General features: G+C 66.2%; 28 protein-coding genes. 14 read left to right on the top strand and 14 right to left on the bottom strand.

The window, feature by feature from the left end; translation table 11 throughout:
• Nucleotides 1-43: 43 nt before the first annotated feature.
• Both flgK and flgL read left to right on the top strand, forming a co-directional pair.
• Nucleotides 44-1648: a flagellar hook-associated protein FlgK gene (flgK, locus tag V0R59_RS05530; RefSeq protein ID WP_330072695.1), complete on the top strand. Its 1605-nt coding sequence runs from the start codon at nt 44-46 to the stop codon at nt 1646-1648.
• A 17-nt stretch (nt 1649-1665) separates the two neighbouring features.
• A complete protein-coding gene (flgL, locus tag V0R59_RS05525; protein WP_330072694.1) occupies nt 1666-2862 on the top strand; it encodes a flagellar hook-associated protein FlgL in 1197 nt (398 codons plus the stop codon).
• A gap of 154 nt (nt 2863-3016) precedes the next feature.
• On the opposite strand, the gene ycaC is transcribed toward flgL, so the two are convergent.
• From ycaC to fliF, 14 genes are all read right to left on the bottom strand, one after another.
• On the bottom strand, nt 3017-3643 hold the full coding sequence (gene ycaC / locus V0R59_RS05520) for an isochorismate family cysteine hydrolase YcaC (RefSeq protein WP_330072693.1): 627 nt from the start codon (nt 3641-3643) through the stop codon (nt 3017-3019).
• 140 nt (nt 3644-3783) lie between these two features.
• On the bottom strand, nt 3784-4572 hold the full coding sequence (gene fliR, locus V0R59_RS05515; RefSeq protein WP_330072692.1) for a flagellar biosynthetic protein FliR: 789 nt from the start codon (nt 4570-4572) through the stop codon (nt 3784-3786).
• A gap of 6 nt (nt 4573-4578) precedes the next feature.
• Nucleotides 4579-4848: a flagellar biosynthesis protein FliQ gene (fliQ, locus tag V0R59_RS05510; RefSeq protein ID WP_330072691.1), complete on the bottom strand. Its 270-nt coding sequence runs from the start codon at nt 4846-4848 to the stop codon at nt 4579-4581.
• Between the two features lie 13 nt (nt 4849-4861).
• Nucleotides 4862-5605: a flagellar type III secretion system pore protein FliP gene (fliP, locus tag V0R59_RS05505; RefSeq protein ID WP_330072690.1), complete on the bottom strand. Its 744-nt coding sequence runs from the start codon at nt 5603-5605 to the stop codon at nt 4862-4864.
• Nucleotides 5602-5997 carry a flagellar biosynthetic protein FliO gene (fliO, locus tag V0R59_RS05500; RefSeq protein ID WP_330072689.1) on the bottom strand — a complete coding sequence of 132 codons (396 nt, stop codon included), beginning with the start codon at nt 5995-5997 and terminating at the stop codon, nt 5602-5604. The genes fliP and fliO overlap by 4 nt, the downstream gene beginning before the upstream one ends.
• Nucleotides 5994-6464 (bottom strand): flagellar motor switch protein FliN, encoded by a 471-nt coding sequence (gene fliN / locus V0R59_RS05495; RefSeq protein ID WP_375547331.1) that lies wholly within the window; start codon nt 6462-6464, stop codon nt 5994-5996. The genes fliO and fliN overlap by 4 nt, the downstream gene beginning before the upstream one ends.
• Complete coding sequence (gene fliM / locus V0R59_RS05490) at nt 6457-7536, bottom strand: flagellar motor switch protein FliM (RefSeq protein WP_330072688.1); 1080 nt, start codon at nt 7534-7536, stop codon at nt 6457-6459. Before fliM ends, fliN begins: the two co-directional genes overlap by 8 nt.
• Nucleotides 7537-7539: 3 nt before the next feature.
• Nucleotides 7540-8004: a flagellar basal body-associated FliL family protein gene (locus tag V0R59_RS05485; RefSeq protein WP_330072687.1), complete on the bottom strand. Its 465-nt coding sequence runs from the start codon at nt 8002-8004 to the stop codon at nt 7540-7542.
• A gap of 308 nt (nt 8005-8312) precedes the next feature.
• Nucleotides 8313-9479, bottom strand: coding sequence for a flagellar hook-length control protein FliK (locus tag V0R59_RS05480; RefSeq protein WP_330072686.1), 1167 nt, complete (start codon nt 9477-9479; stop codon nt 8313-8315).
• An 8-nt stretch (nt 9480-9487) separates the two neighbouring features.
• Nucleotides 9488-9937, bottom strand: coding sequence for a flagellar export protein FliJ (fliJ, locus tag V0R59_RS05475; protein ID WP_330072685.1), 450 nt, complete (start codon nt 9935-9937; stop codon nt 9488-9490).
• Nucleotides 9938-9942: 5 nt separating this feature from the next.
• Nucleotides 9943-11313 carry a flagellar protein export ATPase FliI gene (gene fliI / locus V0R59_RS05470; RefSeq protein WP_330072684.1) on the bottom strand — a complete coding sequence of 457 codons (1371 nt, stop codon included), beginning with the start codon at nt 11311-11313 and terminating at the stop codon, nt 9943-9945.
• Nucleotides 11310-11999 (bottom strand): flagellar assembly protein FliH, encoded by a 690-nt coding sequence (locus tag V0R59_RS05465; RefSeq protein WP_330072683.1) that lies wholly within the window; start codon nt 11997-11999, stop codon nt 11310-11312. The genes fliI and V0R59_RS05465 overlap by 4 nt, the downstream gene beginning before the upstream one ends.
• On the bottom strand, nt 11986-12984 hold the full coding sequence (gene fliG / locus V0R59_RS05460; RefSeq protein ID WP_330072682.1) for a flagellar motor switch protein FliG: 999 nt from the start codon (nt 12982-12984) through the stop codon (nt 11986-11988). Before fliG ends, V0R59_RS05465 begins: the two co-directional genes overlap by 14 nt.
• Nucleotides 12977-14677: a flagellar basal-body MS-ring/collar protein FliF gene (fliF, locus tag V0R59_RS05455; RefSeq protein WP_330072681.1), complete on the bottom strand. Its 1701-nt coding sequence runs from the start codon at nt 14675-14677 to the stop codon at nt 12977-12979. The genes fliG and fliF overlap by 8 nt, the downstream gene beginning before the upstream one ends.
• Before the next feature lie 152 nt (nt 14678-14829).
• Here fliF and fliE point away from each other — a divergent pair, with 152 nt between their 5' ends.
• The 12 genes from fliE (at nt 14830) to V0R59_RS05395 (ending at nt 26143) form a co-directional block, all read left to right on the top strand.
• Nucleotides 14830-15147: a flagellar hook-basal body complex protein FliE gene (gene fliE, locus V0R59_RS05450; RefSeq protein ID WP_330072680.1), complete on the top strand. Its 318-nt coding sequence runs from the start codon at nt 14830-14832 to the stop codon at nt 15145-15147.
• Between the two features lie 111 nt (nt 15148-15258).
• Nucleotides 15259-16644, top strand: coding sequence for a flagellar filament capping protein FliD (gene fliD / locus V0R59_RS05445; protein ID WP_330072679.1), 1386 nt, complete (start codon nt 15259-15261; stop codon nt 16642-16644).
• A gap of 24 nt (nt 16645-16668) precedes the next feature.
• Nucleotides 16669-17064 carry a flagellar export chaperone FliS gene (gene fliS / locus V0R59_RS05440; protein ID WP_330072678.1) on the top strand — a complete coding sequence of 132 codons (396 nt, stop codon included), beginning with the start codon at nt 16669-16671 and terminating at the stop codon, nt 17062-17064.
• A gap of 8 nt (nt 17065-17072) precedes the next feature.
• Nucleotides 17073-17438, top strand: coding sequence for a flagellar protein FliT (locus V0R59_RS05435; RefSeq protein WP_330072677.1), 366 nt, complete (start codon nt 17073-17075; stop codon nt 17436-17438).
• A 326-nt stretch (nt 17439-17764) separates the two neighbouring features.
• Nucleotides 17765-18100 (top strand): flagellar transcriptional regulator FlhD, encoded by a 336-nt coding sequence (flhD, locus tag V0R59_RS05430; RefSeq protein ID WP_330072676.1) that lies wholly within the window; start codon nt 17765-17767, stop codon nt 18098-18100.
• Nucleotides 18101-18104: 4 nt separating this feature from the next.
• Nucleotides 18105-18671, top strand: coding sequence for a flagellar transcriptional regulator FlhC (flhC, locus tag V0R59_RS05425; RefSeq protein ID WP_330072675.1), 567 nt, complete (start codon nt 18105-18107; stop codon nt 18669-18671).
• A 102-nt stretch (nt 18672-18773) separates the two neighbouring features.
• On the top strand, nt 18774-19646 hold the full coding sequence (gene motA / locus V0R59_RS05420) for a flagellar motor stator protein MotA (RefSeq protein ID WP_330072674.1): 873 nt from the start codon (nt 18774-18776) through the stop codon (nt 19644-19646).
• Nucleotides 19643-20494, top strand: a complete 852-nt coding sequence (gene motB / locus V0R59_RS05415) for a flagellar motor protein MotB (RefSeq protein ID WP_330072673.1) — start codon at nt 19643-19645, stop codon at nt 20492-20494. The genes motA and motB overlap by 4 nt, the downstream gene beginning before the upstream one ends.
• A 179-nt stretch (nt 20495-20673) precedes the next feature.
• Entirely contained in the window at nt 20674-21843 is a 1170-nt protein-coding gene (gene flhB, locus V0R59_RS05410; protein ID WP_330072672.1) for a flagellar biosynthesis protein FlhB, read from the top strand.
• A complete protein-coding gene (gene flhA / locus V0R59_RS05405; protein ID WP_330072671.1) occupies nt 21840-23933 on the top strand; it encodes a flagellar biosynthesis protein FlhA in 2094 nt (697 codons plus the stop codon). The genes flhB and flhA overlap by 4 nt, the downstream gene beginning before the upstream one ends.
• A 106-nt stretch (nt 23934-24039) precedes the next feature.
• Nucleotides 24040-24732, top strand: a complete 693-nt coding sequence (locus V0R59_RS05400) for an RNA polymerase sigma factor FliA (protein WP_330072670.1) — start codon at nt 24040-24042, stop codon at nt 24730-24732.
• An 88-nt stretch (nt 24733-24820) separates the two neighbouring features.
• Entirely contained in the window at nt 24821-26143 is a 1323-nt protein-coding gene (locus V0R59_RS05395) for a UDP-glucose dehydrogenase family protein (protein WP_330072669.1), read from the top strand.
• Nucleotides 26144-26151 lie beyond the last annotated feature (8 nt).

The following is a 26151-nucleotide window of genomic DNA, read 5'->3' as shown; positions in this document are numbered from 1 at the left end:
CGCCAGGCCGATGTTGCGCAACATGCAGCCCAGGAGCTAACCGATGAGCATCGTTTCCATTGGCGTCAGTGGCCTCAGCGCGGCACAGATCGCCCTGACCACCAGCAGCAACAACACCACCAACGCCTACACCGACGGCTACAGCCGCCAGGTGGCGACTTTCAGCGAGTCTGCTTCGGGCAGCGGCGTGACCATCTCCAGCGTCGCCCGCCAGTACAACCAGTTCGTCACCACCCAGCTCAATGCCTCCATCAGCGCGGAAAGCGCGCTGTCCACCCAGCAGACCCAGGTCGACCAGATCGACAGCCTGCTGGCGGACAGCGATGCCAGCCTCGATACCCTGATGCAGAGCTTCTTCTCGGCGATCCAGACCCTCACCTCCGACGCCAGCGATACGGCGGCGCGGGAAGAGGTGGTGGGCGCGGCGCAGACCCTGGCCAGCCAGTTCAACCAGCTGGGCAGCTACCTCTCGGCCATGGGCGACGACGTGAACAACCAGATCGCTGACCAGGTCAGCCAGATCAACGACCTGAGTTCGCAGATTGCCACGCTGAACAAGCAGATCAGCCTGTCCTCGGCGCTGGGCGGCACCTCCAACGACCTGCTCGACCAGCGCGATCGCCTGGTCAGCCAGCTCAGCGAGCTGGTGGACGTGGATGTCACGGTGCAGGGCAACGGCAGCTACACCGTCGCCCTCGGCAACGGCATGGCCCTGGTGTCCGGCAACGACAGCTTTGAGCTGGACACCAGCGCGTCCGCCAGCGATGCCAGCCAGGTGTCGATCAGCTACGTGGATGCCGCCGGCAACAGCGTTGCCCTGAGTGACAGCACCTTCGACGGCGGCTCCCTCGGCGGCCTGCTGGAGTTCCGCAATACCACCCTGACCCAGGTGCAGAACCAGTTGGGGCTGATCGCGGTATCGTTGACCCAGTCCTTCAACAGCCTCCAGGCGCAGGGCATCGATCTCAATGGCGATGCCGGCACGGACTTCTTCTCGGTGGCCGACCCGGTGGTCTACGGCAATACCGGAAATACCGGCGATGCCACGTTCTCGGCCACCTTCAGCGACGATGTCAGCGCCCTCGGCAGCAGCGACTACACCGTCAGCTACTCGTCCAGCGGCGGCTTCAGCGTCACCTGCAACGACACCGGCGCCAGCGTCGAGGCCAGCTACGACAACGGCACCCTCAGCTTCGCCGGCATGCAGCTGACCCTCAGCGGCACGGCGCAGGATGGCGACAGCTTCCTGGTGCAGCCGACGCGCAATGCCGCCAGCAGCTTCACCAGCCTGGTCAGCGACGGCGACCAGATCGCTGCCGGTACCTCCAGCGGCAGCGGCGACAACAGCAACGCGCTGGCCATGCTGGCCTTGCAGAGCAGCGATATCGTCGGCGGTGGCAGCACCTTGAGCGAATCCTATGCCGCCCTGGTGAGCACGGTGGGCAGCACCGCGACGCGGGTCGCCGCGCAGCTGGAGACCCGCTCGGCGCTGACCGAGCAACTGACCACCCTGCAGCAATCGGAATCGGGGGTGAACCTCGACGAGGAAGCGGCCAACCTGATCGTCTACCAGCAGTACTACCAGGCCTGCGCCAAGATCGTCGAAGTCGGCGTGACCATCCTCGACACCCTGCTCGATATCAACTGATCCCGGGAGAGTCCGTCATGCGCCTGAGCAGTGCGACCATCTACAACCAGAACCTCAACTCCATGCTGACCCAGCAGAGCGAGTACCAGGCCGCGGCGCTGGAAGTCTCCAGCGGCACCCGGGTAAGCAAGCCGTCCGACGATTCCCTGGCGGCGTCGCAGGCGGTGACGGTGCGCCAGTCGATCGCGACGAACCAGCAGTACGCCGACTCGCGGGCGAGCATCACCACGGCCTTGTCCCAGGAAGAAAGCACGCTGGACAGCGTCAACGATGCGATCACCAGTGCCATGACCCTGGTGGTGCAGGCGGGCAACGGCACCTTGAGCGATGCCGACCGCGAATCCATCGCCACCTCGCTGCAGGGCGTCTACGACACCCTGGTGACCCTGGCCAACAGCACCGACAGCAACGGCAACTACCTGTTCGCCGGCTACCAGACGCAAAGCCCGGCCTTCGCCGTGAACGATGCTGGCGAGCTGGTCTACCAGGGCGACGACAATGTGCCGACCCAGCAGGTCAGTGCCACCCAGACCATGGCCAGCGGCGACAACGGCGCGAGCATCTTCCTCTCGGTGAACAGCACGGCGGGGTTCATTGCGCAGGCGGGGGACAACGGCGGGACACTGACGTTCGACGGGCCGGATATCGCCGATACCAGCGCTGCCGACTACGGCAGCGGCTTCACCCTGACCTTCAGCACCGCGGCCGATGGCACGCTGCAATACAGCATCGACGGGCAGGATCCGCTGGCCTACACGGATGGCGAGACCCTGGAGATCAATGGCCTGAGCCTGACCCTCAGCGGCACCCCGGCGGATGGCGACACCCTGACGGTGAGCCAGGCGGCGGACGCCGATCCCGATGTGTTCGCCACCTTGCGCACGCTGATCTCGGCGTTGCAGACGCCGGTGGAAGATGCCTCGGACCAGGCGGCGCTGAGCAATACGCTGTCCACTGCCAGCCGGCAGTTGAGCAATGCCCAGGACAACGTACTGACGGTGATCACCTCGGTGGGCGCGCGCCTGAGCCAGGTGGAGGTGCTGGACACCATCGGCGATGATCTGGCACTGAGCTATACCGAGCGCCTGTCGGGGTTGGTGGATGCCGACTACACCGAATCGATTTCCCGCTATGTGACGTTGCAGGTGGCGATGCAGGCTTCGCAGCAGACCTTCGCCAGTGTCCAGCAGCTGTCGTTGTTCGAGTACATCTAGAGACAACAGCGTTGTGATTGCCGTCCTCATCGCTGGCAAGCCAGCTCCCACAAGGACCGGTGCATGCGGTACCTGTGGGAGCTGGCTTGCCAGCGATGAGGCCATCAGAAACAACAAAAAAGGGCCTGCTCGGATGAGCAGGCCCTTTCTTCATTTACTTGGCAGTGAACGCCGAGTAGCTGTTCATCAGGTTGCGATAGTTGGGGATCCGTTGCGACAGCAGGTTGCCCAGTCCTTCGATATCGTTGCGCCAGTCGCGGTGCAGCTCACAGGCCACCGAGAACCAGTTCATCATCTGCGCGCCGGCCTGGGTCATGCGGTTCCACGCGGCCTGCTGCACGGTGGTGTTGAAGGTGCCGGAAGCGTCGGTCACCACGAACACATCGAAGCCTTCGGCCAGTGCCGACAGGGTCGGGAAGGCCACGCAGACGTCGGTCACCACGCCGGCGATGATCAGTTGCTTGCGGCCGGTGGCCTTGATCGCCTTGACGAAGTCTTCGTTGTCCCAGGCGTTGATCTGGCCGGGGCGCGGGATGTACGGGGCATCCGGGAACATCTCTTTCAGCTCTGGCACCAGCGGGCCGTTCGGGCCTTGCTCGAAGCTGGTGGTGAGGATGGTCGGCAGGTCGAAGAATTTCGCCAGGTCGGCCAGCGCCAGCACGTTGTTCTTGAACTCGTTCGGCGAGAAGTCCTGCACCAGGGAAATCAGGCCGGTCTGGTGGTCGACCAGGAGGACTACGGCGTCGTCTTTGTTCAGGCGGTTGTAGGTGGCGTTGGTCATGGCGAAGATCCTTTTGTTCGAGAAGTTTGTCTGGGTTGTTGTCGCTAAGTGAGGCCAGATTAAGGAGTTCTCGAAAAAGGATAAATCGGCTGAAAACGGTATGACTGTCTCAATTGGATGGACAATGACTACCTGGCGATTCATGGCCGGCCCATATGCAGTATCAACACCTCCATGAACTCCAGGGCCCGATGCAACACCCCCGCCAGGAACTGCCCCAGATCCCCCATCAGCACCGTCAGCAACAACATCCCCACGAACAACGTTGCCGGGAATCCCACCGAGAACACCGTGAGTTGCGGTGCCACGCGGTTGAGGATGCCCATCGCCAGGTTGATGATCAGCAGCGCGCCCACCATCGGCAGCGCCAGCAGCAGGCCGCTGGAAAAGATCACCCCGCCGTGCCGCGCCAGGGCATTCCATGCCTGCGCGTCGAGGCCGAACTGGCCGATGGGCAGGCGCACGAAGGTCGAGGCCAGCAGTTCCAGCACCATCAGGTGCCCGTCCAGGGCGAGGAACATCAGGATCGTCACCAGCCCGAGAAAGCGCGACAGCACCTGGCTATTGGTATTGCTCTCGGCAGAAAAGAACGAGGCGAAGGCCAGGCCCATCTGCATGCCGCAGATTTCCCCGGCCATCTCCACCACCGCCAGGGTGATGCGCATGACCATGCCCAGGGCCAGGCCGACCAGCAACTGCTCGACGATCACGCCAAGGCCCGCCCAGGAAAACAGGGCGATCTGCGGCATCGGCGGCAGGTTGGGCGCGAGCAGGACGGCAAGGGTCAGCGCCAGGCCGATCTTCACCTGGCTGGAGATGGACTTGTGCCCGAAGATCGGGTCGCTCATGAGGAACGCCAGCAACCGGCAGAACGGCCAGAAGAACGCGCTCACCCAGAGCTGCAACTGCTCCCAGCCGACCTCGATCAACGCTGCTCAGCCAATCAGCGAGGGCAGGCTGGTGAACAGCGCGCGGGTGTAGTCCACCAGCATCTCCATGAGCATGGGCCCGGCAAGGATCAGCACCAGGCACACCGCGACCACCTTGGGGATGAACGAGAGGGTGGATTCGTTGATCTGCGTCGCGGCCTGGAACAGGCTCACCAGCAGGCCTACGCAGAGGGTCACCAGCAGCAGCGGCGCGGCCATGGTCATGCTCATGCGCATGCCCTTGTAGGCCAGGTCCATCACCATTTCCGGGGTCATCGCGGTGTTCCTCTCAAACCGGGTAGAAACTCTGCGCCAGCGAGCCGAGCAGCAGCTGCCAGCCATCCACCAGCACGAACAGCATCAGCTTGAACGGCAGGGAAATGGTCGAGGGCGGCACCATCATCATCCCCAGCGCCATGAGCACGCTGGCCACCAGCAGGTCGATGATCAGGAACGGGATGAAGATGGTGAAGCCGGCCTGGAACGCGGTCTTCAGTTCGCTGGTGACGAAGGCCGGGAGCAGCACGCGCATGGGCACGTCTTCCGGGCCCTTGAGGTCGGCGATGCGCGCGAGGCGGGCATACAGGGCCAGGTCGTTCTGCCGGGTCTGCGCCAGCATGAAGGTGCGAAACGGCTGGCTGGCCTGGTCGAGGAACTGCTCGACGTTCATTTCGTCCCTGGAAAACGGTAGCCAGGCCTTTTGGTAAGCCTGCTCCAGGGTCGGCGACATGACGAAGAAGGTGAGGAACAGCGCCAGCCCCAGCAGCACCTGGTTGGGCGGTGCGCTGGTGGTGCCGATGGCCGTGCGCAGCAGGCCGAGGACGATGATGATGCGGGTGAAGCCGGTCATCATCAGCAGCACCGCCGGGAGAAAGGCCATGGCGCTGAGCAGCATCAGGGTCTGCAGGCTCAGCGACCATTTCTCGCCGCCGGCCTCGCCGGTGAAACCGGACAGGCCCTGCACCACCGGTGCGGCTTCGGCGCTCGGCGCCAGGATCAGCAGCAGTGCCAGCACGACCAGGCAACGGCTCATGCCGGATGCTCCGGATCGCGTGCGCCGCCGCGCTTGAGGGCATCGGCCAGGCGCAGGGCGAAGCCGCGGGAGACCGGCTCGCCGGGTGCGTCGTCAGCGCCCGGTGGTGCCTCCAGTTCGGACAGGCAGGCGACCTGCTGCGCGGTCACCCCGAGCACCAGCCAGCGCCCACGCACCTCGACCACCACCACTTTCTCGCGTTGGCCCATGCGCGCGCTGCCGATCACCTTCAGCACCGAGCCGGCGGCGGAAGGCCGTACGCCCAGGCGCGAGACCAGCCAGCCGCACAGCAGGATGCAGGCGGCGACCATGCCCAGGGCCAGGGCGGTCTTGCCGAGCACGGTCAGGCCGACCAGGTCGTCGGCGGGGACGCCGATGGCGGAAGCGCTCATCGGTTGAGCTTCTGCACACGCTCGGACGGCGTGATGATCTCGGTGATGCGGATGCCGTAGCGGTCATCCACCACCACTACTTCGCCCTGGGCCACCAGGTAGCTGTTGATCAGGATGTCCATGGGCTCGCCGGCCAGGCCGTCGAGGGCCAGTACCGAGCCCTGGGCCAGTTCCAGCAACTGCTTGATGGTGATGCGGGTGCGCCCCAGCTCGACGCTGAGCTTCACCGGGATGTCCATGATCATTTCCAGCTCGCGCGGCGAGGCGTTCGGCTGGACGTTGCCGAGGGGCTTGAACACCGCGGCCTCCGCCGTGCTGGCGGGCGCTGCCGGGGCGGCTGTCGCGGCTTCCTGTTCGGCCAGGGCCATGGCCCAGGGATCGTCGTCCGGGCTGGCGCCGGCCTGTTCGGCGAGGGCGTCGGCCCAGCCGTCGTCTTCGCGCGGTTCGGGAAGGGTCGGGTCACTCATCATCGGATTCCTTGGCTATGGGCAGGTGGCCCTTGACGAATCGGCTGGAGGAAGCGGGCTTGCCGATGGAGTGATCGATCAGCTCCTTCACCAGCAGGGCGCGGGCGCCGTTGTAGCTGCCGTACTCGCAGGTCATCACCGGGACGCCGTCGACCCGCACCTTGACGCTGTCGGGCAGCTCGATCGGCAGGACATCGCCCACCTTCAGCGCCATGACCTCGCCCAGGCGCGATTCGACCTCGACGAAGTCGGCGACCAGGTCGACCTGGGACTGGGTGATCTCGCTGGCCATGCGCCGGTTCCACTGGCGCTCTTCCTCGGGATTGACGTCGGTGAGCGGGCCGTTGAGCAACTGGCGCATCGGCTCGATCATCAGGTAGGGAATGACGATGTTGAAATCGCTGGAGAGGTTGCCCACCTCCAGGTGGAAGGTGGCGTTGACCACGATTTCATTGGGCGAGCCGGTGATGTTGGCGAACTTGGCCTGCATCTCCGAGCGCAGGTATTCGATTTCCAGCGGGTACACCGACTTCCAGGCATCGCGGTAGGCGTCCACGGTCAGCCCGAGCAGACGGCGGATGATGCGCATCTCGGTGTGGGTGAACTCGCGGCCTTCGGATTTGGTGACGAAGCGCCCGTCGCCGCCGAACAGGTTGTCCACCACCATGAACACCACGCTCGGCGGGAACACCACCAGGGCGGTGCCGCGCAGCGGTTTCATCGCCAGCAGGTTGATGTTGGTCGGCACCGGCAGGCGCAGGGAAAACTCGCTGAAGCTCTGGTAGCCGATGCCTTTCACGGTGATGTCGACGTTGCGCCGGATCAGGTTGAACAGGCTCATGCGGAAGTAGCGGGCGAAGCGACCGTTGATGATGTCGAGGGCGTGCAGGCGCTCCTGGATCACCCGGTGCTGGGTCGCCGGGTTGTAGGGGCGGATGCGTTCGTGCTCGTCGGCGCCATCGCCGCCCTCGAAGTCCAGGCCGTCGTCGGGGAAGTGGCTGGTATCGAGGTCGTCGCTGCCGCGCAGCAGCATGTCGATTTCTTCTTGCGAGAGCACGTCGTTGGTGGACATGGCTTACTGCACGATGAAATCGGTGTAGAGCACGCCGAGCAGCGCCACGTCGGGCTGCACGCTGCCCAGGCTTGCGCGCAACAGGTCGAGGATGCGCGCCGCCAGCGCGTCCTTGCCCTGGGGCGTGGCCAGGGCCGTGCTGTCCTGGCCGCTGAGGACGGTGAGCAGCTGGCTGCGGATCTTCGGCATGTACAGCTCGATGAGTTTGCGCGTGCCCTCGTTGCCCACTTCCAGGCTGAAGCCGACGTAGAGCATGTTCGATTCGTCGCGATCGTTGCGCAGGTTGACGGTCATCGGCGCGACGGTCACCAGCAACGGCGCCTGCGGGGGCGCCACCTCGGGCCGGGCCGCCTGGACATTGGCCCGCTCGCGCATCACGTAGGTGTACACGCCCGCGGAACTGGCCGCCGCGGCGACCAGGGCCAATGGAATGAACCAGAGCCAGATCTTCTTGGAGGGGGTGGGCATCGACAGCGGCCTTGGGAATGAGACTGGGCGCGAGTATGAACAGCGGGCAGGGCGCGCGAAGGGGCGATAAGCGCGGGTTCGGGGCGTTTCTTTGTGGCTTTGGCCTGTAGCAGCCCGTCCCGCCTTTCAGGCTGCGCTGTCGCGCAGAGACCAGGTCCAAAGAGCGACGCGAACCCTGTGGGAGCTGGCTTGCCAGCGATGACATAGGTGAATTCACTACCGCTATCGCTGGCAAGCCAGCTCCCACAGGGTTCCCGCTACATCAATTAGGAATCTGTTGTTCCATGAGACCCTGAGTGGCCGTAAGGTCAGAGGTACAGATCAACCCCCATCCCGCCCACCGCCAGGGGCTGTGCCCGGACCACCTCGGTGGCCGCCGTGGCGCGGGGCTGGCGCGAGCCACCGCCCGGCGATTCCCGGCGCGGCTGCTCGCCGCTGGCCTGGCGCGAGGCGCCGTCGTTGACCGATGCTTCGCCGAGCGTCAGCCCCTGCGACGCCAGCGCCACCTGCAATTGCGGCAGCGCCTGTTCCACCGCCGCCCGCACCGAGGCATGCAGCGACTGGAACTGCGCCTGCACGCCGCTATCGCCGACGTTGAGGCTGATGGACAGCGGGCCGAGGTCGGCAGGGTTCAGTTGCATGTCCACCTGCTGGTCGCCACGGCGGACCATGGCAACCACCTGCTGGCCAAGATCCTCTTGCCACGCGCTGCTGCCCAAGGCCGGCGTTGGCTGCGGACTGTCATCGAAGCTGATCGGGTTGCTGGCGACGCTGGTGCTGATCGCTGCAAGGCCTGTCGGCACAGTCGGGGTGGTGTCCGTCGAGGGTGCTTCGAGCCGGGAACGGGTGGTTGGGTGCAGCGGCTGCTCGACCGCCTCGACGACCTCGGCCACACGCGTCTCCACCGGGCTCGTTTCGATCTCCGGGCTGTCCGCTTCGGGTGGCGACCATTCCACCGCTGTGCTCGATGGGCCGGTGTAGCTGTCATCCGCTTCGGGGGCGACTGGCGCAGGGGCCGACTGTGGTGCTTGCACCGGCACGACCAGCGCGGCATAGGCCAGTTGCCCGGCATTGTCGATCAGGTCCAGGCGCTGGCGAATGGCGTCCAGCGGGTCCTTGGGCTGCTCGGCGATGTCATCGCGCTTCGGCTGGTCATCCGTCTGGCTGGGTGGTTCCGTCGGCTCCGCTTCGTCGGCCAGTGGCGCCACGTCCTCGATGACTGGCGCTTCGGCCAGCGAAGGCAAGGGGGCCGCCGGTGTGGTGCTTTCCTGGGGCAGGACCGGGGCAGGTGTTTCGCTCGCCGGTACCGGTTCGGGATTGACCGCAACCAGCGGAGCCGGGACGGGGCTGGCCGTGGGTGCCTGCACCAGGCTGAGCGCTTCGGCGAATGCGGTCGTCGTGACGTCGCCGCTGGTTTCGGGCGCTTCGGCCTGTGCTGTCGGGCCCACGGGAGCGATGGCGGCAAGGATGTCCATGAACGCGTCTACAGACCTCTGAACGAAGAGTGATGGGCACGACCGGCCATTTCATCGGTGCGCCGTTGCTCGGCGCGCCCGGCGAGCAGGCGCTCCTGTTCCAGGCGCCGGGCCAGCAGGGTTTCCAGGGCGTTGACCTTGCGCCAGGCCTGGCGCCAGGTGTCCTGGTGCTGGGCGACCAGGGTGCGATGGCGGGCCAGGTTGCTTTCGGCCCGCTCGATCGCCCCTTCCAGTGATTTCAGGAAGCCGCGGTAGTTGGCCAGCGTGGCCGGGTCCATGCCGGCGCCCAGCAGTTCCTGCTGCAGGCCCTGGCGGTATTCGCGCTGGTAGCCGTCGAGGGCGCGCAACTGCTCGGCCATCTGCTGCTCGGCACGGCGCGCCTGGGCCAGGGCGGTGGCGGCAGTTTCCCGGGCGCGGGCGGTGAGTTCGACAAGGAGCTGCAGGCATTCATGGGCCATAAGGGTCATTTGCCGGGAAACAGCAGGTTGAGGGCGGCGAGGGTGTCTTCCAGCGACGTGCGCTCGTGGGTGCGCTGCTGGAGAAACCGCTCGATATGCGGATACAGCCGCACCGCCTGGTCGAGCTGGGCATCGTGCCCCGGCGCATAGGCGCCGACGCCGATCAGGTCGCGGTTGCGCTGGTAGCGCGACAGCGCCTGCTTGAGCTTCTGCGCCTTGCGCTGCTGGGGTTCGCCGACCACGGCGCTCATCGCCCGGCTGATCGAGGCTTCGATATCGATGGCCGGGTAGTGCCCGCTCTCCGCCAGGTGCCGGGACAGCACGATATGCCCGTCGAGAATGGCCCGCGCCGAGTCGGCGATGGGGTCCTGCTGGTCGTCGCCTTCGCTGAGCACGGTGTAGAACGCGGTGATCGAGCCGCCTCCCCGGGGACCGTTGCCGGTGCGCTCCACCAGCTTCGGCAGCTTGGCGAACACCGACGGCGGGTAGCCCTTGGTCGCTGGCGGTTCGCCCAGGGCCAGGGCGATTTCGCGCTGCGCCATGGCGTAGCGGGTCAGGGAGTCCATGATCAGCAGCACGTCCTTGCCCTGGTCGCGGAAGTCCTCGGCCAGGCGCGTGGCATAGGCCGCGCCCTGCAGGCGTTGCAGCGGCGAGGCGTCCGCCGGCGCGGCCACCACCACCGAACGGCTCAGGCCTTCTTCGCCGAGGATGCTGTCGATGAAATCCTGTACCTCGCGACCCCGCTCGCCGATCAGGCCGACCACCACCACGTCGGCGCGGGTGTAGCGCGCCATCATTCCCAGCAGTACCGACTTGCCCACGCCGGAGCCGGCGAACAGGCCCAGGCGCTGGCCGCGCCCGACGCTGAGCAGGGCGTTGATGGCGCGGATGCCGACATCGATCTGGCGATCGATGGGTGCCCGTTGCAGTGGGTTGATCGGCTGGCCGTGCAGGCTGCCGCGCGGGGTGGCCGGCAGCGGGCCCTTGCCGTCGAGGGGCGTGCCGCCGCTGTCCAGCACCCGGCCGAGCAGGGCCATGCCCAGGGGCACGGGACGTCCGCCATCGCTGGCGCCCGGCTCGTCGGCCAGGGCGAAGACCCGGGCGCCGGATTGCAGGCCATGGATGTCTTCCAGGGGCATCAGGTACAGCACCTCGCCGGCAAAACCGACCACCTCGGCTTCGGCGAATACCGCGTCGTTGCGCTCGATACGGCAACCCGCACCCAGCGGCAGGCGCAGCCCGACCGCCTCCAGCACCAGGCCGGTGGCGCGGGTGATGCGTCCGCTGCGGCGATAGGCCGGTACCTGCAGCGCGGTAGCGGAAAGGGCGTCCAGCCCGCGGCTCCAGCGGCGCAGGTGCGGGTTTTCGTGGCTCATGGCTGGTCGAGCTGCCATTGGCCGGCGTCGCTGAACATGGCTTCGCGGGTCTGCCGGGTTGCGTCCAGCTCGCCCGTCGCGCTGGTGACACGGCAGCCACCGGGCAGGATGGCCGGGTCGGCGCGCAGGCTCCAGCCCGCCGCCTCCAGGTCCTCGCCCAGGCTGCTTTCCACCCAGGGCAGATCGTCCGGGTTCAGGCTCAGGCGCGGCTTGCCACTCAGGTGCGGTTCGCTGGCGAGCATCTGCCGCACCAGGGTCTCCACCTGCGCCGGCTGCACGGCCAGGGCCTCACCGGCCAGGCGCGCGGCGAGGTCGAGGGCGACCCGGCCGACCTGTCCGGCGAGCAGGCCGTCGACTTCGTGCAGGGCGGCGTCGAACGACTGGCACAGGCTGCGCAAGGGCTCCAGGGTCTGCCGGACCTGCTCGCGCAGCTCCTCGGCGGCTGCCGCGCGACCTTCCTCCAGGCCCACGGCATAGCCTTGCTCGCGGCCTTCGGCATGGCTGATCTGGCGCGCCTCGGCCAACGCCTCGTTGCGTTGCCGTTCCAGTTCCAGGCGCTGCTCGAAGGCGCGCCGGCGCAGGCGTTCGCGCTGGGCGGCATGGGCCTCGTCGGTGGCCGCGTCGGCGCTACCCAGGGGCTCCATCTGCCAGGTCTGCCAGCGGGCCATGGCGTCAGACATAGGCATCGTCGCCCCGCGCGGTGATCATCTCGCCGGTCTCGGACAGGCGCCGCACCACCTGGAGGATGGTCTTCTGCTCGGCCTCGATCTGCGACATGCGCATCGGCCCGCGGGCTTCCATGTCCTCGCGGAACAGCACCGAGGCGCGCTGCGACATGTTGCGCAGGAAGCGCTCCATGAGCGGTTCGGAGGCGCCCTTGAGAGCGATGGCCAGGGAGTTGCTGTCGATGTTCTGCAGCAGCGTCTGGATGCTGCGGTCGTCGACATCGGCCAGGTTCTCGAAGAGGAACATCTCGTCGAGGATCTTCTGCGCCAGGTCGGCGCTGTGGTTGCGCAGGCTGTCGATGGCCGAGGACTCGTGGCTGGAGCTCATCAGGTTGAGGATTTCCGCCGCGGCCCTTACGCCGCCCATCTTGCTGCGCTTGAGGCTCTGGCCGTCGAGCATCACGCCGAGCACCTCGGTCAGCTCGTGCAGCGCCACCGGCTGCACGCCGCTGAAGGTGGCGATGCGCAGGACGATGTCGTTGCGCAGGCGCTCCGGCAGCAGTTGCAGAATCGCCGAGGCCTGGCCGCGCTCCAGGTGGACGAGGATGGTGGCGACGATCTGCGGGTGCTCGTCGCGGATCATCTCGGTCACCACGGCGGCTTCCATCAGGTTGAGCTTGTCGATGCCGGAGCCGGTATTGGTGGTTTCCAGGATGTCGTCGATCAGGCTGGCGGCGCGCTCGCTGCCCAGGGCCTTGGTCAGCACGGCGCGGATATGGTCGCTGCTCTGGATGCTGATGGCCGCGTACTGCTCGGTCTCGTCCATGAACTCGGAAAGCACCTGGCGCATTTCCTCGTGGGACACCTGGCTGAGCCGGGCCATTTCCAGGCTGATGGTCTCCACGTCCTCGCCCGGCAGGTACTTGAGCACCTCGGCGGCGCTGTCGGCGTCCAGCGACAGCAGGAGAATGGCGCTGCGGCGCGGGCCGCTGATCTTGTTACTCATGCTTCTTCATCCAGCCTCGCACGATCATCGCCACCAGGCGCGGGTCTTCTCCGGCGAGCCGCTTGAGGCTTTCCAGGTTCTGCTCGTAGAGCGCCGACTTGCGGGGCAGCGCCGGACGCGCGCTGCCGTCCTGGCCGACCACCAGGCTGTCACTGCCGCGCGGGGCGGGCGCGATGACGGCATCGTCGTCGTCCAGGCTCATCAGGTCGGTGCCGGTGCTGCTGCGCCGCTGCATGGGCTTGAGTACGAATTTCCACAGGGTCAGCGCGGCCAGGCCCACCAGCAGGTAGCGCAGCACGCCCATGGTCAGGTTGTAGGCTTCCGCGGTCTTCCACCACGGCTGCTCGTCGAGGGGCTCGGTTTCGGTCACGAAGGGGCTGTTGAGCACTTGCAGGGTGTCGCCGCGTTTCTCGTCGAAGCCCATGGCCTGGCGCACCAGGTCGTTGATCCCGGCCAGTTCTTCCTTGCTCAGTGGCTCGGTGCTGCCGGTGCCGTCCTTGACCACCGTGCGGTAGTTGACCACCACTGCGGCGGTCAGGCGCTGCACGCCGCCAAGGCTGGACTTGGCATGCTCGATGGTGCGGTCGACCTCGTAGTTGACCATGCGCTCGCTCTGCAAGGGGCGAGTGGCGTCGTTGCTGGCGGTCTCGCTGCTGCCGGTCGTGGAGGCGGGCGGGGTGGCCTTGGTCGGCGGCGGCGTGTTGGGTGGCGAGTTGGTCAGGGCGCCGGGCACGCCACGGGCGTTGTCGCCGGCCTGGCTCATGCGTTCGGACGTCTGCTGGCTGCGCACTGCGGCGCTCTTGTCGTCCTGGTTGGGGGCGTAGCGCTCGGCGGTGCTCTCGCGGGTCGAGAAGTCCACCTGGGCGGTCACCCGGGCATGCACGTTATGACTGCCGAGCAGCGGCGCGAGAATCTCCTCGATGCGCTGCTGGTAGATGCGCTCGATCTCGCCGACGTAATCCAGCTGCGAGCCGTCGAGGCCGTTGCCGCCCTGGCTGCGGGACAGCAGGCGGCCGTTCTGGTCGACCAGGGTGACGCCGTCCACCGACAGCCCGGGCACGCTGGAAGTGACCAGGTGGATGATCGCGCTGACCTGGCCCTGGCCCAGTTCGCGGCCGGCTTGCAGGGTCAGCGCCACCGAGGCGCGGGCTGCCTCGCGGTCGCGGGCGAACACCGATTCCTTGGCCATCACCAGGTGCACCCGGGCGCGGGAGACCGGGCCGAGGGATTCGATGGTGCGCGCCAGCTCGCCTTCGAGGCCGCGCTGGTAGTTGAGGTGCTCGGCGAACTGGCTGATGCCGAAGGCCTGCTTGTCGAGCAGTTCGAAACCGACGTTGCCGCCCTTGGGCAGGCCCTGTTCGGCCAGTTGCAGGCGCAGGGCGTTCATCCGCTCCGCCGGGACCAGGATGGTGTGGCCGCCTTCGCCCAGGCGATAGGGCACGTTGCGCTTGTCCAGCTCGCCGATGACCTGGCCGCCGTCGGCCTCCGAGAGGTTGGAGAACAGCACCCGGTATTCCGGCTCCCGCGCCCACAGCAGCAGCGCCACCAGCACCGCCACGGCGGCGGCGCCGGCCAGCAGCAGCGGCAGCATCGGGCGCCCGCGCAGCAACGCCGCCAGCGCATCCACGGGGCTGGCGGGAAGGGGGATCGGCAGGTTCTTTTTCGCGGCCTTGGCCTGGGCGGCAGTAGTCACGCGTACCTCGCGGGATGGACTTGGGCGCATTCTGGTGAATGCCTTGGCCGGCAAAGGGCGGAAAAGCCTGCTGTTTTGCGGTCAATTGGGCGGATTCGCCGGGGCGCGGCCTTGTTAATCTGCGCGCAGTCGTCAGTCACGAGCACCGCACCATGACCCCGCAAGCCCTAGTCGATGTCGTGCAACAGATGAACAGCCTCGCCGAGCAGGCCCAGGGCGTCTCCGCCCTGGGTGCGGGCCAGGCCATGGGCGGTTTTGCCGGCGAGCTGGAAAACTCGTTGCAGCGCATCAATCGCCTGCAGCAGGCCGCCGGGCGCCAGGCCAACGCATTCCAGGCCGGCAGCCCCGAGGTGTCGCTGGTGGACGTGATGGCCGATTCGCAGAAGGCCAGCGTCGCCTTCCAGATGGGCGTGCAGGTGCGCAACCGCCTGCTCACGGCCTACAAGGACGTGATGGCGCTGCAGGTCTGAAGATTTTTTCGTTGTCGCGGTAAAGACTCCCTAAAGACGAGGTTGGCGATTGCCGATGTTGCGCCCGAAGGTACCCCGCCAGCCGGTCAGCACATCAGGACGGATACGCACATGACGACGACCACCAGCTCTACCGCAAGCATCACCTCACTGGGCGTAGGCTCGGGGCTCGACCTGGACAGCATCCTGGAGAGCCTGGAGGAATCCAAGACCGCCAGCCTGCTGGATCCGATCACGGCCCAGGAAGAGTCGGTGCAAGCGGAGATCTCGGCCTATGGCACCCTGACCAGCGCGCTGACCACCCTGCAGACCGCCGCCGAGGCGCTGTCCAAGGCCAGCCTGTACCAGACCCTGACCACCAGCGTTTCCGGGAGTGGCGTGGCGGTAGCGACCACCAGCGACGCGGTGGCCGGCAGCTACAGCGTCGAGGTGACCCAGCTGGCCCAGGCGCAGAGCCTGGCCACCACGGGGATCAGTTCCACCAGCACCACCCTGGGCACGGGCACCCTGAGCCTGCAGGTCGGTGACGGCGATGCGGTCTCGATCACCCTCGACAGCAGCAACAACACCCTCGCCGGCCTGCGCGACGCGATCAACGCGGCGGATGCCGGCATCACCGCGACCCTGGTCAACGACGGTAGCGACACGCCGTATCGCCTGGTGCTGACCTCGCAAAGCACCGGCACCGACTCGGAACTGACCGTCAGCTATAGCAGCGACGACAGTGCCGACCTGGCCTCGTCGCTGTTCGGCGACAACCTGACGGAAACGGTCGCGGCCAAGGATGCGCAGCTGACCATCAACGGCATTTCCATCACCAGCCAAAGCAACACCGTGGAAGGCGCGCTGCAGGGCGTGACCCTGACCCTCAGCGCCACCGGCAGCGCGCAGACCCTGACGGTCAAGCGCGACACCGACGCCATCCTTGACGCCATCACCACCTTCGTCGACGCCTACAACAGCTTCGTCACCAGCGTGGACACGCTCACCGCCTACGACGCCGACTCCGGCACCACCGGCGAACTGCTGGGCGACTCCACCACCCGGCGCATCAGCACCCAGCTGGCCAGCGACCTGTACAGCCAGATCGGCAGCGGCACCTTCACCTACCTGTCGCAGCTGGGTATCGGCCTGGAATCCGACGGCACCCTGTCGATCGATGACGACAAGCTGCAAAGCGCGCTGGACGACAACATCGATGCGGTGTCCGAGTTCTTCATCGGCAGCGACGGCAAGTCCGGCTTCATCACCCGCATGACCGATCACCTGGACAGCTACCTCGACGAGGACGACGGCCTGATCGCCGCCCGCACCGACAGCCTGGCGTCCAAGCTCGACCAGCTGGAAGAGCGCTACGAGGAAAAGCAGGCGCTGATCGACGCCGAGATGGAGCGCTGGCGCGACCAGTTCACCCAGCTCGACACGCTGATCTCGACCCTGACGTCGACCGCCGACTACCTCACCACCCAATTCGAGGCCTTGAACAGCAATGACTGATAACCCCGCGATGGAGCGTGCCTGATGTTTTCGCCCCAGGACGCAAGCGCCTATGCCCGGGTCGGCCTGGAGAGCGGCATTCTTGCCGCCTCGCCGCACCAGCGCATCAGCATGTTGTTCGACCAGTACCAGGCTTCGCTGCGCATGGCCCGCCTGCAGATGCAGGCCGGCAACGTCGCGGAAAAGGGCAAGGCGATCACCCGGGCGATCAATATCGTCAGCCGGGGATTGCGTGCATCGCTGGACCTGCAGCAGGGCGGTGCCATCGCCCGGCAGCTCGATGATCTCTATGACTTCGTCGTGCGCCTGTTGCTGCGTGCCCATCTGGAGAACGACGAAGCGTCCCTGAGCGCCGCCGCGGAGCTGTTGCAGCCCATCGCCGCGTCGTGGCAGGCGATTGGCCCGGAAATCGAGGAATAACGGTATTTATGTTGCAAGCTCAAGTGATCGCGGCCTACGAACGGCTGCTCGAACAGTCCCGGCGCATGCTCGAATGCGCGGAAAACGCCGACTGGGAAGGCATCTTCGCGATCAAGTCGCAGGGACTGCTGGACGCCGCGAGCCTGCAACGCGCGGAGAGTCATGTCGAACTCGATGAGGCCGGGCAATTGCGCAAGCATGATTTGATCGTCGAGATACTTGAGCTGGACAGTCGGGTAACCAGCCATTTGCATGCGCGACAGAATCATCTGGGACAACTCATGCAAGTGACGCGTAACAAAGGTGAATTGAACAACGCCTACCGGGTACTTGGCGGGCAGGTGATCGCCATGAACCAGCGCTTGTGCCAGTAGGGCCGATGGCGGATCATGAGCAGGCTAACGATCGCCCTGTCAGGGCCAATGTAAGGTTTTCGTAAACTCGCTTGTACACAACAACCAAAGTCTGCCCCTATCTGTTATCGAGCGAATCACTTGATACTTTAGGAAAGAACTAAAGAATTTTTTCGATGCCCCGGAAGAGGGCACTCGAAGGCTGAGAACAATCGCCAGGCCGCACACGGACAGGCATTCAAGCACCACGCTGGAGGCTTCGATGAATTGGAGCCAAGGTACAGACGTGTTTGCCTGGACCGCCGCGACCTGTCGGGCGTGAGTAACTATCGAAGGGGGGGAGAAAGTTGCCAAACACCAATAGCGACCTGGCGGATATCCAGGAGTTGAATCTTTCCTACTTGCTGCTGGCGCAGAACTTGTTGCGCAAGGATCGTGAAGTAGCGATGTTTCGCCTGAAACTCAGCGACAACATGGCGGACTTGCTCACCAAGTTGAGCAGCAAGCAGATGACCCAGTTGTCACGGATCAACCAATTGATCTGCCGACCCATCTTCGAGGAAGCGGAGCGTATTTCCCGGGCCCTGGACAACTCCCGCGAGCTGGGGATGGTCGAGATGCACACTTCCCTGTTGATGGCGGCTGCCGACCGGTCCTGCGACCTGCACAGCAGCGGTGGCTGAAATCATGTCGGAGAAAAGTCTGGTCGCCGAGATGCAACAGGTGCATCTGGCCATCGAGTTGATCCAGCTGGGGGCACGCCTGCAGGTCGTGGAGACCGAGACCTCCCTCAGCCGCGGACGGCTCATCCGCCTGTACAAGGAAGTGCGTGGAGCGCCGCCGCCCAAGGGCATGCTGCCGTTCTCCACGGACTGGTTCGTGACCTGGCTGCCGAACATCCATTCCTCGCTGTTCTACAGCATCTACCGCAGCATGCTGGAGATCGGCGGGCACCGTATCGATGCCTTCATCAAGGCCTACCGCCTGTACCTGGAACACGCCGGCAGCCCGGACGACGAGCGCGTCCTCGGCCTGACCCGGGCCTGGACCCTGGTGCGCTTCGTCGAGAACGGCATGCTCGAACAGATCCGCTGTTCCTGCTGCTCCGGCGATTTCATCGCCCACTCGCACTCGCCGAAGCACAACTACGTCTGCGGTATCTGCCAGCCGCCGTCCCGCGCCGGCAAGACCCTCAAGCGGCGCGACATCGAACCCGACACCCTCGACAGCCTGCGGCCGCTGCGCCAGCGCTGACTCCGGTCAGCCCGCAGCGCGGGAGCGGCAAAGTTTTTTCAAGACGCCCCTCGCGATTGCCGATCTTCAGCGGACTTTCACTGGAACCTGGGGAGCGGCGACGTGCTCATTCTGATCGGACTATTCGTGGCGGCGGCGTCGATATTCGGTGGTTTCGTGCTGTCCGGCGGCAGCCTCGGGCCGTTGTACCAGCCCACCGAACTGCTGATGATCGCCGGCGCGGCCATCGGTGCCTTCATCGCCGCCAACAACGGCAAGGCGATCCGCGCCACACTCGGTGCGGTGGGCAAGTTCAAGCGCAGCACCGGTTACGACAAGCGGTTCTACCTGGAACTGCTGGCGATGATGTACGACCTGCTGAGCAAGGCACGCCGGGAGAGCCTGCTGGCGGTGGAGCGGGATATCGACGATCCGCGGCAGAGCCCGGTGTTCTCCAAGTATCCACGGCTATTGGACGATCCGCTGGTGCTGGGCTTCGTCGTCGACTACCTGCGCATCCTCATCAGCCTGTCGATCCAGCCCCATGAGCTGGACGAACTGATGCAGCACGAGATCGAGGAATTCGAGCACGAGGCGCACCTGCCCTCCGACGCGCTGTACAAGGTCAGCGACGGCCTGCCGGCGTTCGGCATCGTTGCGGCGGTGATGGGGGTGGTGAAGGCGCTGAGCGCGGTGAATGTCGGGCCCGACCTGATGGGGCAGATGATCGCCCATGCCCTGGTCGGGACCTTCCTCGGCATCTACCTTGCCTACGGTGTGGTCGCCCCGCTGGCCTGTCGCATCGAGCGGCAGACCGCCGAGTCGACCAAGATGCTGCACTGCCTGCGGGTGACCCTGCTGGCCCACCTGCAGGGCATCCCGCCGCAGCTTTCGGTGGAGTTCGGGCGCAAGGCGTTGCACATCATCGAGCGGCCCGGCGCCGATGAGTTGGAGCAGTACGTGCGCGGCGGCCGGCCCGAGGTGGCCACGGCATGAGCGAGCAGCCACTGATCATCCGGCGCAAGAAGAAGGGCGGCCACGGCCATCACGGCGGCGCCTGGAAGATCGCCTTCGCCGACTTCATGACCGCGCTGATGGCGCTGTTCCTGGTGCTCTGGGTGCTGTCCAACGCCGGCAAGGGCGACAAGGAGGCGATTGCCGAGTACTTCAGCACGCCGTTGCTGGTGGCCATGAGCAAGGGCGACAAGAACACCGCCAGCACCAGCGCTATCCCCGGCGGGGGAACGGTGCCGAGCCTGTCCGAAGGCGAGATGGCGCGCAAGGCGCGGCGGCCCAGCCATCTGTCCAGCGAGGAGCGCAAGCATCTGCAGGCGCTCAAGCAGCGGCTGGAAAGTGCGGTGGAGCATGATCCGAAGCTGCGCGAACTGAAGCAGCAGATCGCCATCGAGCTGAGCCCCGAGGGCCTGCGCGTGCAGTTGCTGGATACCGACAAGCGACCGATGTTCGAGCTGGGCAGCGCGCGGGTGGCGCCGTACATGAGCCAGCTGTTGCGCACCTTCGCCCCGGTGCTCAACGAGCTGCCCAACCAGATCCAGATCAGCGGCCACACCGACAGCCACCCCTATGCGGGCGGCGAGGCGTACTACAGCAATTGGGATCTTTCAGCCGACCGGGCCAAGGCGTCCCGCCAGGAACTGGTGGCAGGCGGGCTGGATGCGGCCAAGCTGCTGCGGGTATCCGGCATGTCCGACCGCATCCGCTTCCGGGGCGCCGCGCCGTTCGATGCGGTGAACCGCAGGATCGAGATCATCGTGCTGGACAGCCAGGTGGCAGAGCGGATTCTCAACCAGGAGGAGTTCGGCACCGGGCAATCGGGGCAATAGGGCGGGATTGGCGTGGGTTTTTCTCGATTCGGCGGCGACCGTGGCTGCACACAATTGCCCTTTGATTCTGCGCGGCCCCTGTAGGAGCGGCTTCAGCCGCGATGACGTCGGTGGGCTCACTACCGTCATCGCGGCTGAAGCCGCTCCTACAGGGGGCGCGTCACACCAAGGTATGGGCCGTGGCCGAAACCAGCAGCGAAGACCGGACGGAAGCGGCCACCCCCCGCCGCATCGAGAAAGCCCGTGAAGAAGGCCAGGTCCCCCGTTCCCGCGAACTGAGTACCTTCATCATGCTGCTGGCCGGCATCGCCGGGTTGTGGGGCATGGGCGGGCACCTGTACGACCGCCTCGGCGGCATCGTCGAACAGGCCCTGCTGTTCGACCGCGCCCAGCTGTTCGACACCTCGCGCATGCTCGGCACGTGCTGGTCCCTCGGCCAGTCGGCGCTGCTGGCGCTGGTGCCGTTCTTCGCCCTGATGGTCTTCGCCGCCCTCGCTGCGCCGGCCTTGATCGGCGGCCTGGTCATCACCGGCGGCGCCCTGCGCCCGCGCTTTTCCCGGCTCGACCCGATCAGCGGCATGGCCCGCCTGTTCTCCGTGCAGGTCCCCGTGGAGCTGGCCAAGGCCATCGCCAAGACCGCACTGATCGGCACCGTGCTGTACCTGTTCCTCGACGCCCATCTCGGCCAGTTGCTCGGCCTGCCCAGGCTGCCGCCGCAGCAGGCCCTTGCTGCCTTGCTGGGCCTGACCGCCAAGTCCTGCGCCACCTGCGTCGGCGCGCTGATCGTGGTGGTCGGCATGGACACGCCGTACCAGCTGTGGACCTACGCCAGGAACCTGCGCATGACCAAGGAGGAAATCCGCCAGGAACACAAGAATTCCGACGGCGACCCCCACGTCAAGGCGCGCATCCGCCGCCTGCAGCAGGCCCGCGCGCGGCGGCGGATGATGAGCAAGGTGCCCAGGGCCGACGTGGTCGTCACCAACCCCAGCCACTTCGCCGTGGCCCTCAGCTACCGCAAGGACAAGGACGGCGCGCCCCGGGTCATCGCCAAGGGCGCCGACGCCGTGGCCCTGCGCATCCGCGAGATCGCGCTGGAGCACGACCTGCCGATCCTGGAGGCGCCGCCGCTGGCCCGCGCCCTGTATTTCCATGTCGACCTCGACCGCCTGATTCCCATGGAGCTGTACACCGTCGTCGCCGAGGTGGTGGCCTGGGCCATCCGCCTCAAGCGCGTCAGCGAATACGGCGGACCGCCACCCCCGGCACCGCACAACCTCAACGTGCCTGAAGGCATGGACCAGCCCGGCCGCCGCGCCCGCCAACCCGAGGACCCCACGACCCCATGAAAGGCCTGACCGCCCTGCTGCGCCGCGACACCTGGCCCGCCCGTGCCGACCTCAAGGTCATGACCGGTCCGGTACTGATCGTGCTCATCCTGTCGATGATGATCCTGCCGCTGCCGAGCTTCATCCTCGACCTGCTGTTCACCTTCAACATCGCCCTGGCGATCATGGTGCTGATCGTCAGCATGCTCACCGAGAAGCCACTGGACTTCTCGGCGTTTCCCTCGGTGTTGCTGTTCACCACGCTGCTGCGCCTGTCGCTCAACGTGGCGTCGACCCGGGTCATCCTGGTGCACGGGCACACCGGCACCGATGCCGCCGGCAAGGTCATCGAGGCCTTCGGCGAATTCCTCGTCGGCGGCAATTTCGCCGTGGGCCTGGCGTTGTTCCTGATCCTGGTGACCATCAACTTCATGGTGGTCACCAAGGGCGCGGGGCGCATCGCCGAGGTCGGCGCGCGCTTCACCCTCGATTCCATGCCTGGCAAGCAGATGGCCATCGACGCCGACCTCAACGCCGGCCTGATCGGCGAGCCGGAAGCGCGCAAGCGCCGCAAGGAAGTGGCCCAGGAGGCGGACTTCTTCGGCTCCATGGACGGTGCCAGCAAGTTCGTCCGTGGCGACGCCGTGGCCGGCCTGGTGATCATGGCCGTGTGCGTGATCGGTGGCCTGGCCATCGGCCTGCTGCAGCACGGCATGAGCTTCGCCGATGCCGCCCACACCTACACCATGCTGACCATCGGCGACGGCCTGGTGGCGCAGATTCCCGGGCTGGTCATCTCCATTGCGGCGGGTGTGATGGTGTCGCGGGTGAACACCGAGGAAGACGTCAGCCGGCAGATGGTCGGCCAGCTGTTCAGCCGCCCGAAGATGCTGATGATGACCGCCGGCGTCATGGGCCTGCTGGGCCTGGTGCCGGGCATGCCCAACCTGGTGTTCCTGCTGCTTACCGCGGTACTCGGCGGGCTCGGCTGGTGGCTGTCGCGCCAGGCGCAACAGACGGAGCAGGCACCGGCTGCCGTGGCCTTGCCGAAATCCGCCGTGCAGAGCAGCGAAGCCAGCTGGGACGACGTGAAACTGGTGGACACCCTGAGCCTGCGCGTCGGTCATCGCCTGATCCCGCTGGTGGACGTGCGCCAGCAGGGCGAGCTGAGCACGCGGATCAAGAGCCTGCGCAAGAAGTTCGCCCAGGACATGGGTTTCCTGCCGCCGGTGATCCATGTCCGCGACCACCTGGAACTGGCGCCCAACACCTACGTCATCAGCCTCAAGGGCGTGGAGATCGGCCGCGGCGAGATCCATCCCGGCAAGTGGCTGGCGATCAATCCCGGCAAGGTCACCGGCCAGCTGGACGGCAAGGAGGCGGTGGACCCGGCCTTCGGCCTGCCGGCCATCTGGATCGAGCCGAGCCTGCGCGAGCACGGCCAGATCTACGGCTACACCGTGGTTGACGCCAGTACCGTGGCCGCCACCCACCTCAACCACCTGCTGCACCAGCACGCCAAGGACATGCTCGGCCGCAGCGAGGTGCAGAAGCTGCTGGACAAGCTCGGCAGCGACGGCAAGAGCCTGGTCGAGGAAGTGGTGCCCAAGCTGCTCGGCCTGACCCACCTGCAACGCATCCTGCAGAACCTGCTGGACGAGAACGTGCCGATCCGCGACCTGCGCACCATCCTCGATGCCCTGGTCGAGCACGGTGGCGTGCAACAGCCACCGGACATCCAGGAACTGACGGCGGTGGTGCGCGTCGCCCTCGGCCGCTCCATCGTCAACCAGTACTTCGGCAACAAGGCCGAGCTGCGGGTGATCGGCCTCGATTTCAACCTGGAGCAGGTGGTACTGCAGGCGGTGGGCAATGGCGGCTCGCTGGAGCCGAGCCTGGCCGACACCCTGATGGAGGAAACCCGCAAGGCCCTCAAGCGCCAGGAACTGGGCAACGATCCCGCCGTGCTGGTGGTGCCCAACCGCCTGCGCCCGGTGCTTTCGCGTTTCCTGCGCCGACGCCTGCGCCAGTTGGCGGTGATTGCCCTGAGCGAGATCCCCGACGACCGCACGTTGCGCATCAGCAGCATCATCGGCGCGCCATCCACCTAAGCAGCGAATACCCCGGAAAGTCCGTGGTTATTCGCCGCTTGGGCGCCTCGGGGCCGGGCCGATAATCCCGCCGCATCGCCACTCTTGTTCTTCACGGGCACGCACGATGTATACGGCACAAGGCAGGATGTACCAGCAGGAGCTGCTTGAGCAGTACCTGCCCTTGGTCAAGCGTCATGCGCTGAACCTCAAGACCCGCTTGCCCCCCAGCATCGACCTGGACGACCTGATCCAGGCCGGCAGCATCGGCCTGCTCGACGCCATCACCCGCTACGACCAGGACCAGGGCACCACCTTCGGCACCTTCGTCATCCACCGCATCCGCGGGGCGATGATCGACGAGCTGCGCTCCCGTGACTGGGCGCCGCGCAGCGTGCGGCGCAACGCCCGGCTGCTGGAGAGCACCCTGTCCGGCCTGGAGCAGCGCCTCGGGCGCAGCGCCAGCGAGCGGGAGATCGCCACGGCCATGGGCCTGTCCCTGGGCGAGTACCAGCAGTTGCTGTGCGAAACCAATGGCAGCCAGATGCTGCCCTTCGACCTGATGAGCGAAGAGCACCTGCCCACCGCCGAGGCCCATGGCCGCAACCCGTTGCATGACCTGCTCGAAGCCAGCAACCGCACGCGCCTGGTGCGCGCCATTGACACCCTGCCGGAACGCGAGCGCCTGCTGATGGCCCTGTATCACCAGGAGAAGCTCAACATGCGCGAGATCGGCCTGGTCCTGGAGATCAGCGAATCCCGGGTCTGCCAGTTGCACAGCCAGGCCATCGCCCGTCTGCGCTCGAAGCTGGCGGACTGAAATACCCCGCCGCGACGCGGTTATCCGGGGCTTTGTCGGCGAGCCCGGTTGCTAGCCTGTGGACCTGCCCTGGTCTGTAGGAAAACCCATGAAAATCAGCGTGTTTGGTTCCGGTTACGTGGGCCTGGTGGCGAGCGCGTGCCTGGCGGATGTCGGCCATGAAGTCCTGTGCATGGACGTCGATCCCTGGCGTATCGAGCTGCTCGCGGCCGGTGAAGTGCCGATCCATGAACCCGGCTTGAAGCATCTGGTCGACGCCAACCTGCGGGCCGGGCGCCTGCGTTTCACCACCGTTGCCGCCGAGGCCGTGGCCTTTGCCGACCTGCTGTTCATCGCCGTGGGCACGCCGCCGGACGAGGACGGCTCGGCCGACCTGCAATACGTGCTGGCGGTGGCGCGGGATATCGGCCGCTACATGGACGACTACAAGGTGGTGGTGGGCAAGTCCACGGTGCCGGTTGGCACCGGCGAGCGGGTGCGCGCCGCCATCGCGGCGGAGCTGACCGGCCGCGGGCGCAAGCTGCCGTTCGAGGTGTGCTCCAACCCGGAATTCCTCAAGGAAGGCGCGGCCATCGAGGACTTCACCCGGGGCGCGCGGATCGTCGTGGGCACCGATTCGGAAACGGTGCGCCGACTCATGCGCGAGTGCTACGCCCCCTACAACCGGCACCGCGACAAGCTGATGTTCATGAGCCTGCGCGCGGCGGAAATGACCAAGTACGCGGCCAATGCCATGCTCGCGACCAAGATCAGCTTCATGAACGAGATGGCCAACCTGGCCGAGCACCTGCGGGTGGATATCGAGGAAGTGCGCCAGGGTATCGGCAGCGATCCACGGATCGGCTACGACTTCATCTATCCCGGCTGTGGCTATGGCGGATCGTGCTTTCCCAAGGATATCCAGGCGCTGAGCCGCAGTGCCCGGGAGGTGGGCTACGAGCCGCAGTTGCTGAGTGCCGTCGAGGCGATCAACCAGCGGCAGAAGGCCTCGCTGTTCCGCAAGCTGGAGCGGGCACTGAACGGGCAACTGCGGGGCAAGACCATTGCCGTGTGGGGACTGGCGTTCAAGCCGGACACCGACGACATGCGCGCGGCACCGAGCCGGGCCTTGATGGAGGCGCTGTGGCAGGCCGGGGCGCGGGTGCAGGCCTATGACCCCGAGGCGATGGCGGAGTGTCGGCGGATCTATGGCGAACGGGATGACCTGCGCCTGGTGAACGACCGCATGCAGGCGGTGGAGGGCGCGGATGCACTGGTGATCTGTACCGAGTGGAAGGCCTTTCGCAGTGTCGATTTCCAGTGGTTGAGGCAGCGCCTGCGCGCCGCGCTGGTGATCGATGGGCGCAACCTGTACGAGCCGCGGGCGGCGGCCGATGCCGGTTTGACTTACCTGGCGGTCGGCCGCGGTTGAGCTGACGA

It is taken from the genome of Pseudomonas ulcerans, from assembly GCF_036324125.1.
Taxonomy (GTDB): domain Bacteria; phylum Pseudomonadota; class Gammaproteobacteria; order Pseudomonadales; family Pseudomonadaceae; genus Aquipseudomonas; species Aquipseudomonas ulcerans.
Note: the sequence above shows the minus strand (reverse complement) of the source record. Positions and strands in the feature narration are given on the sequence as shown.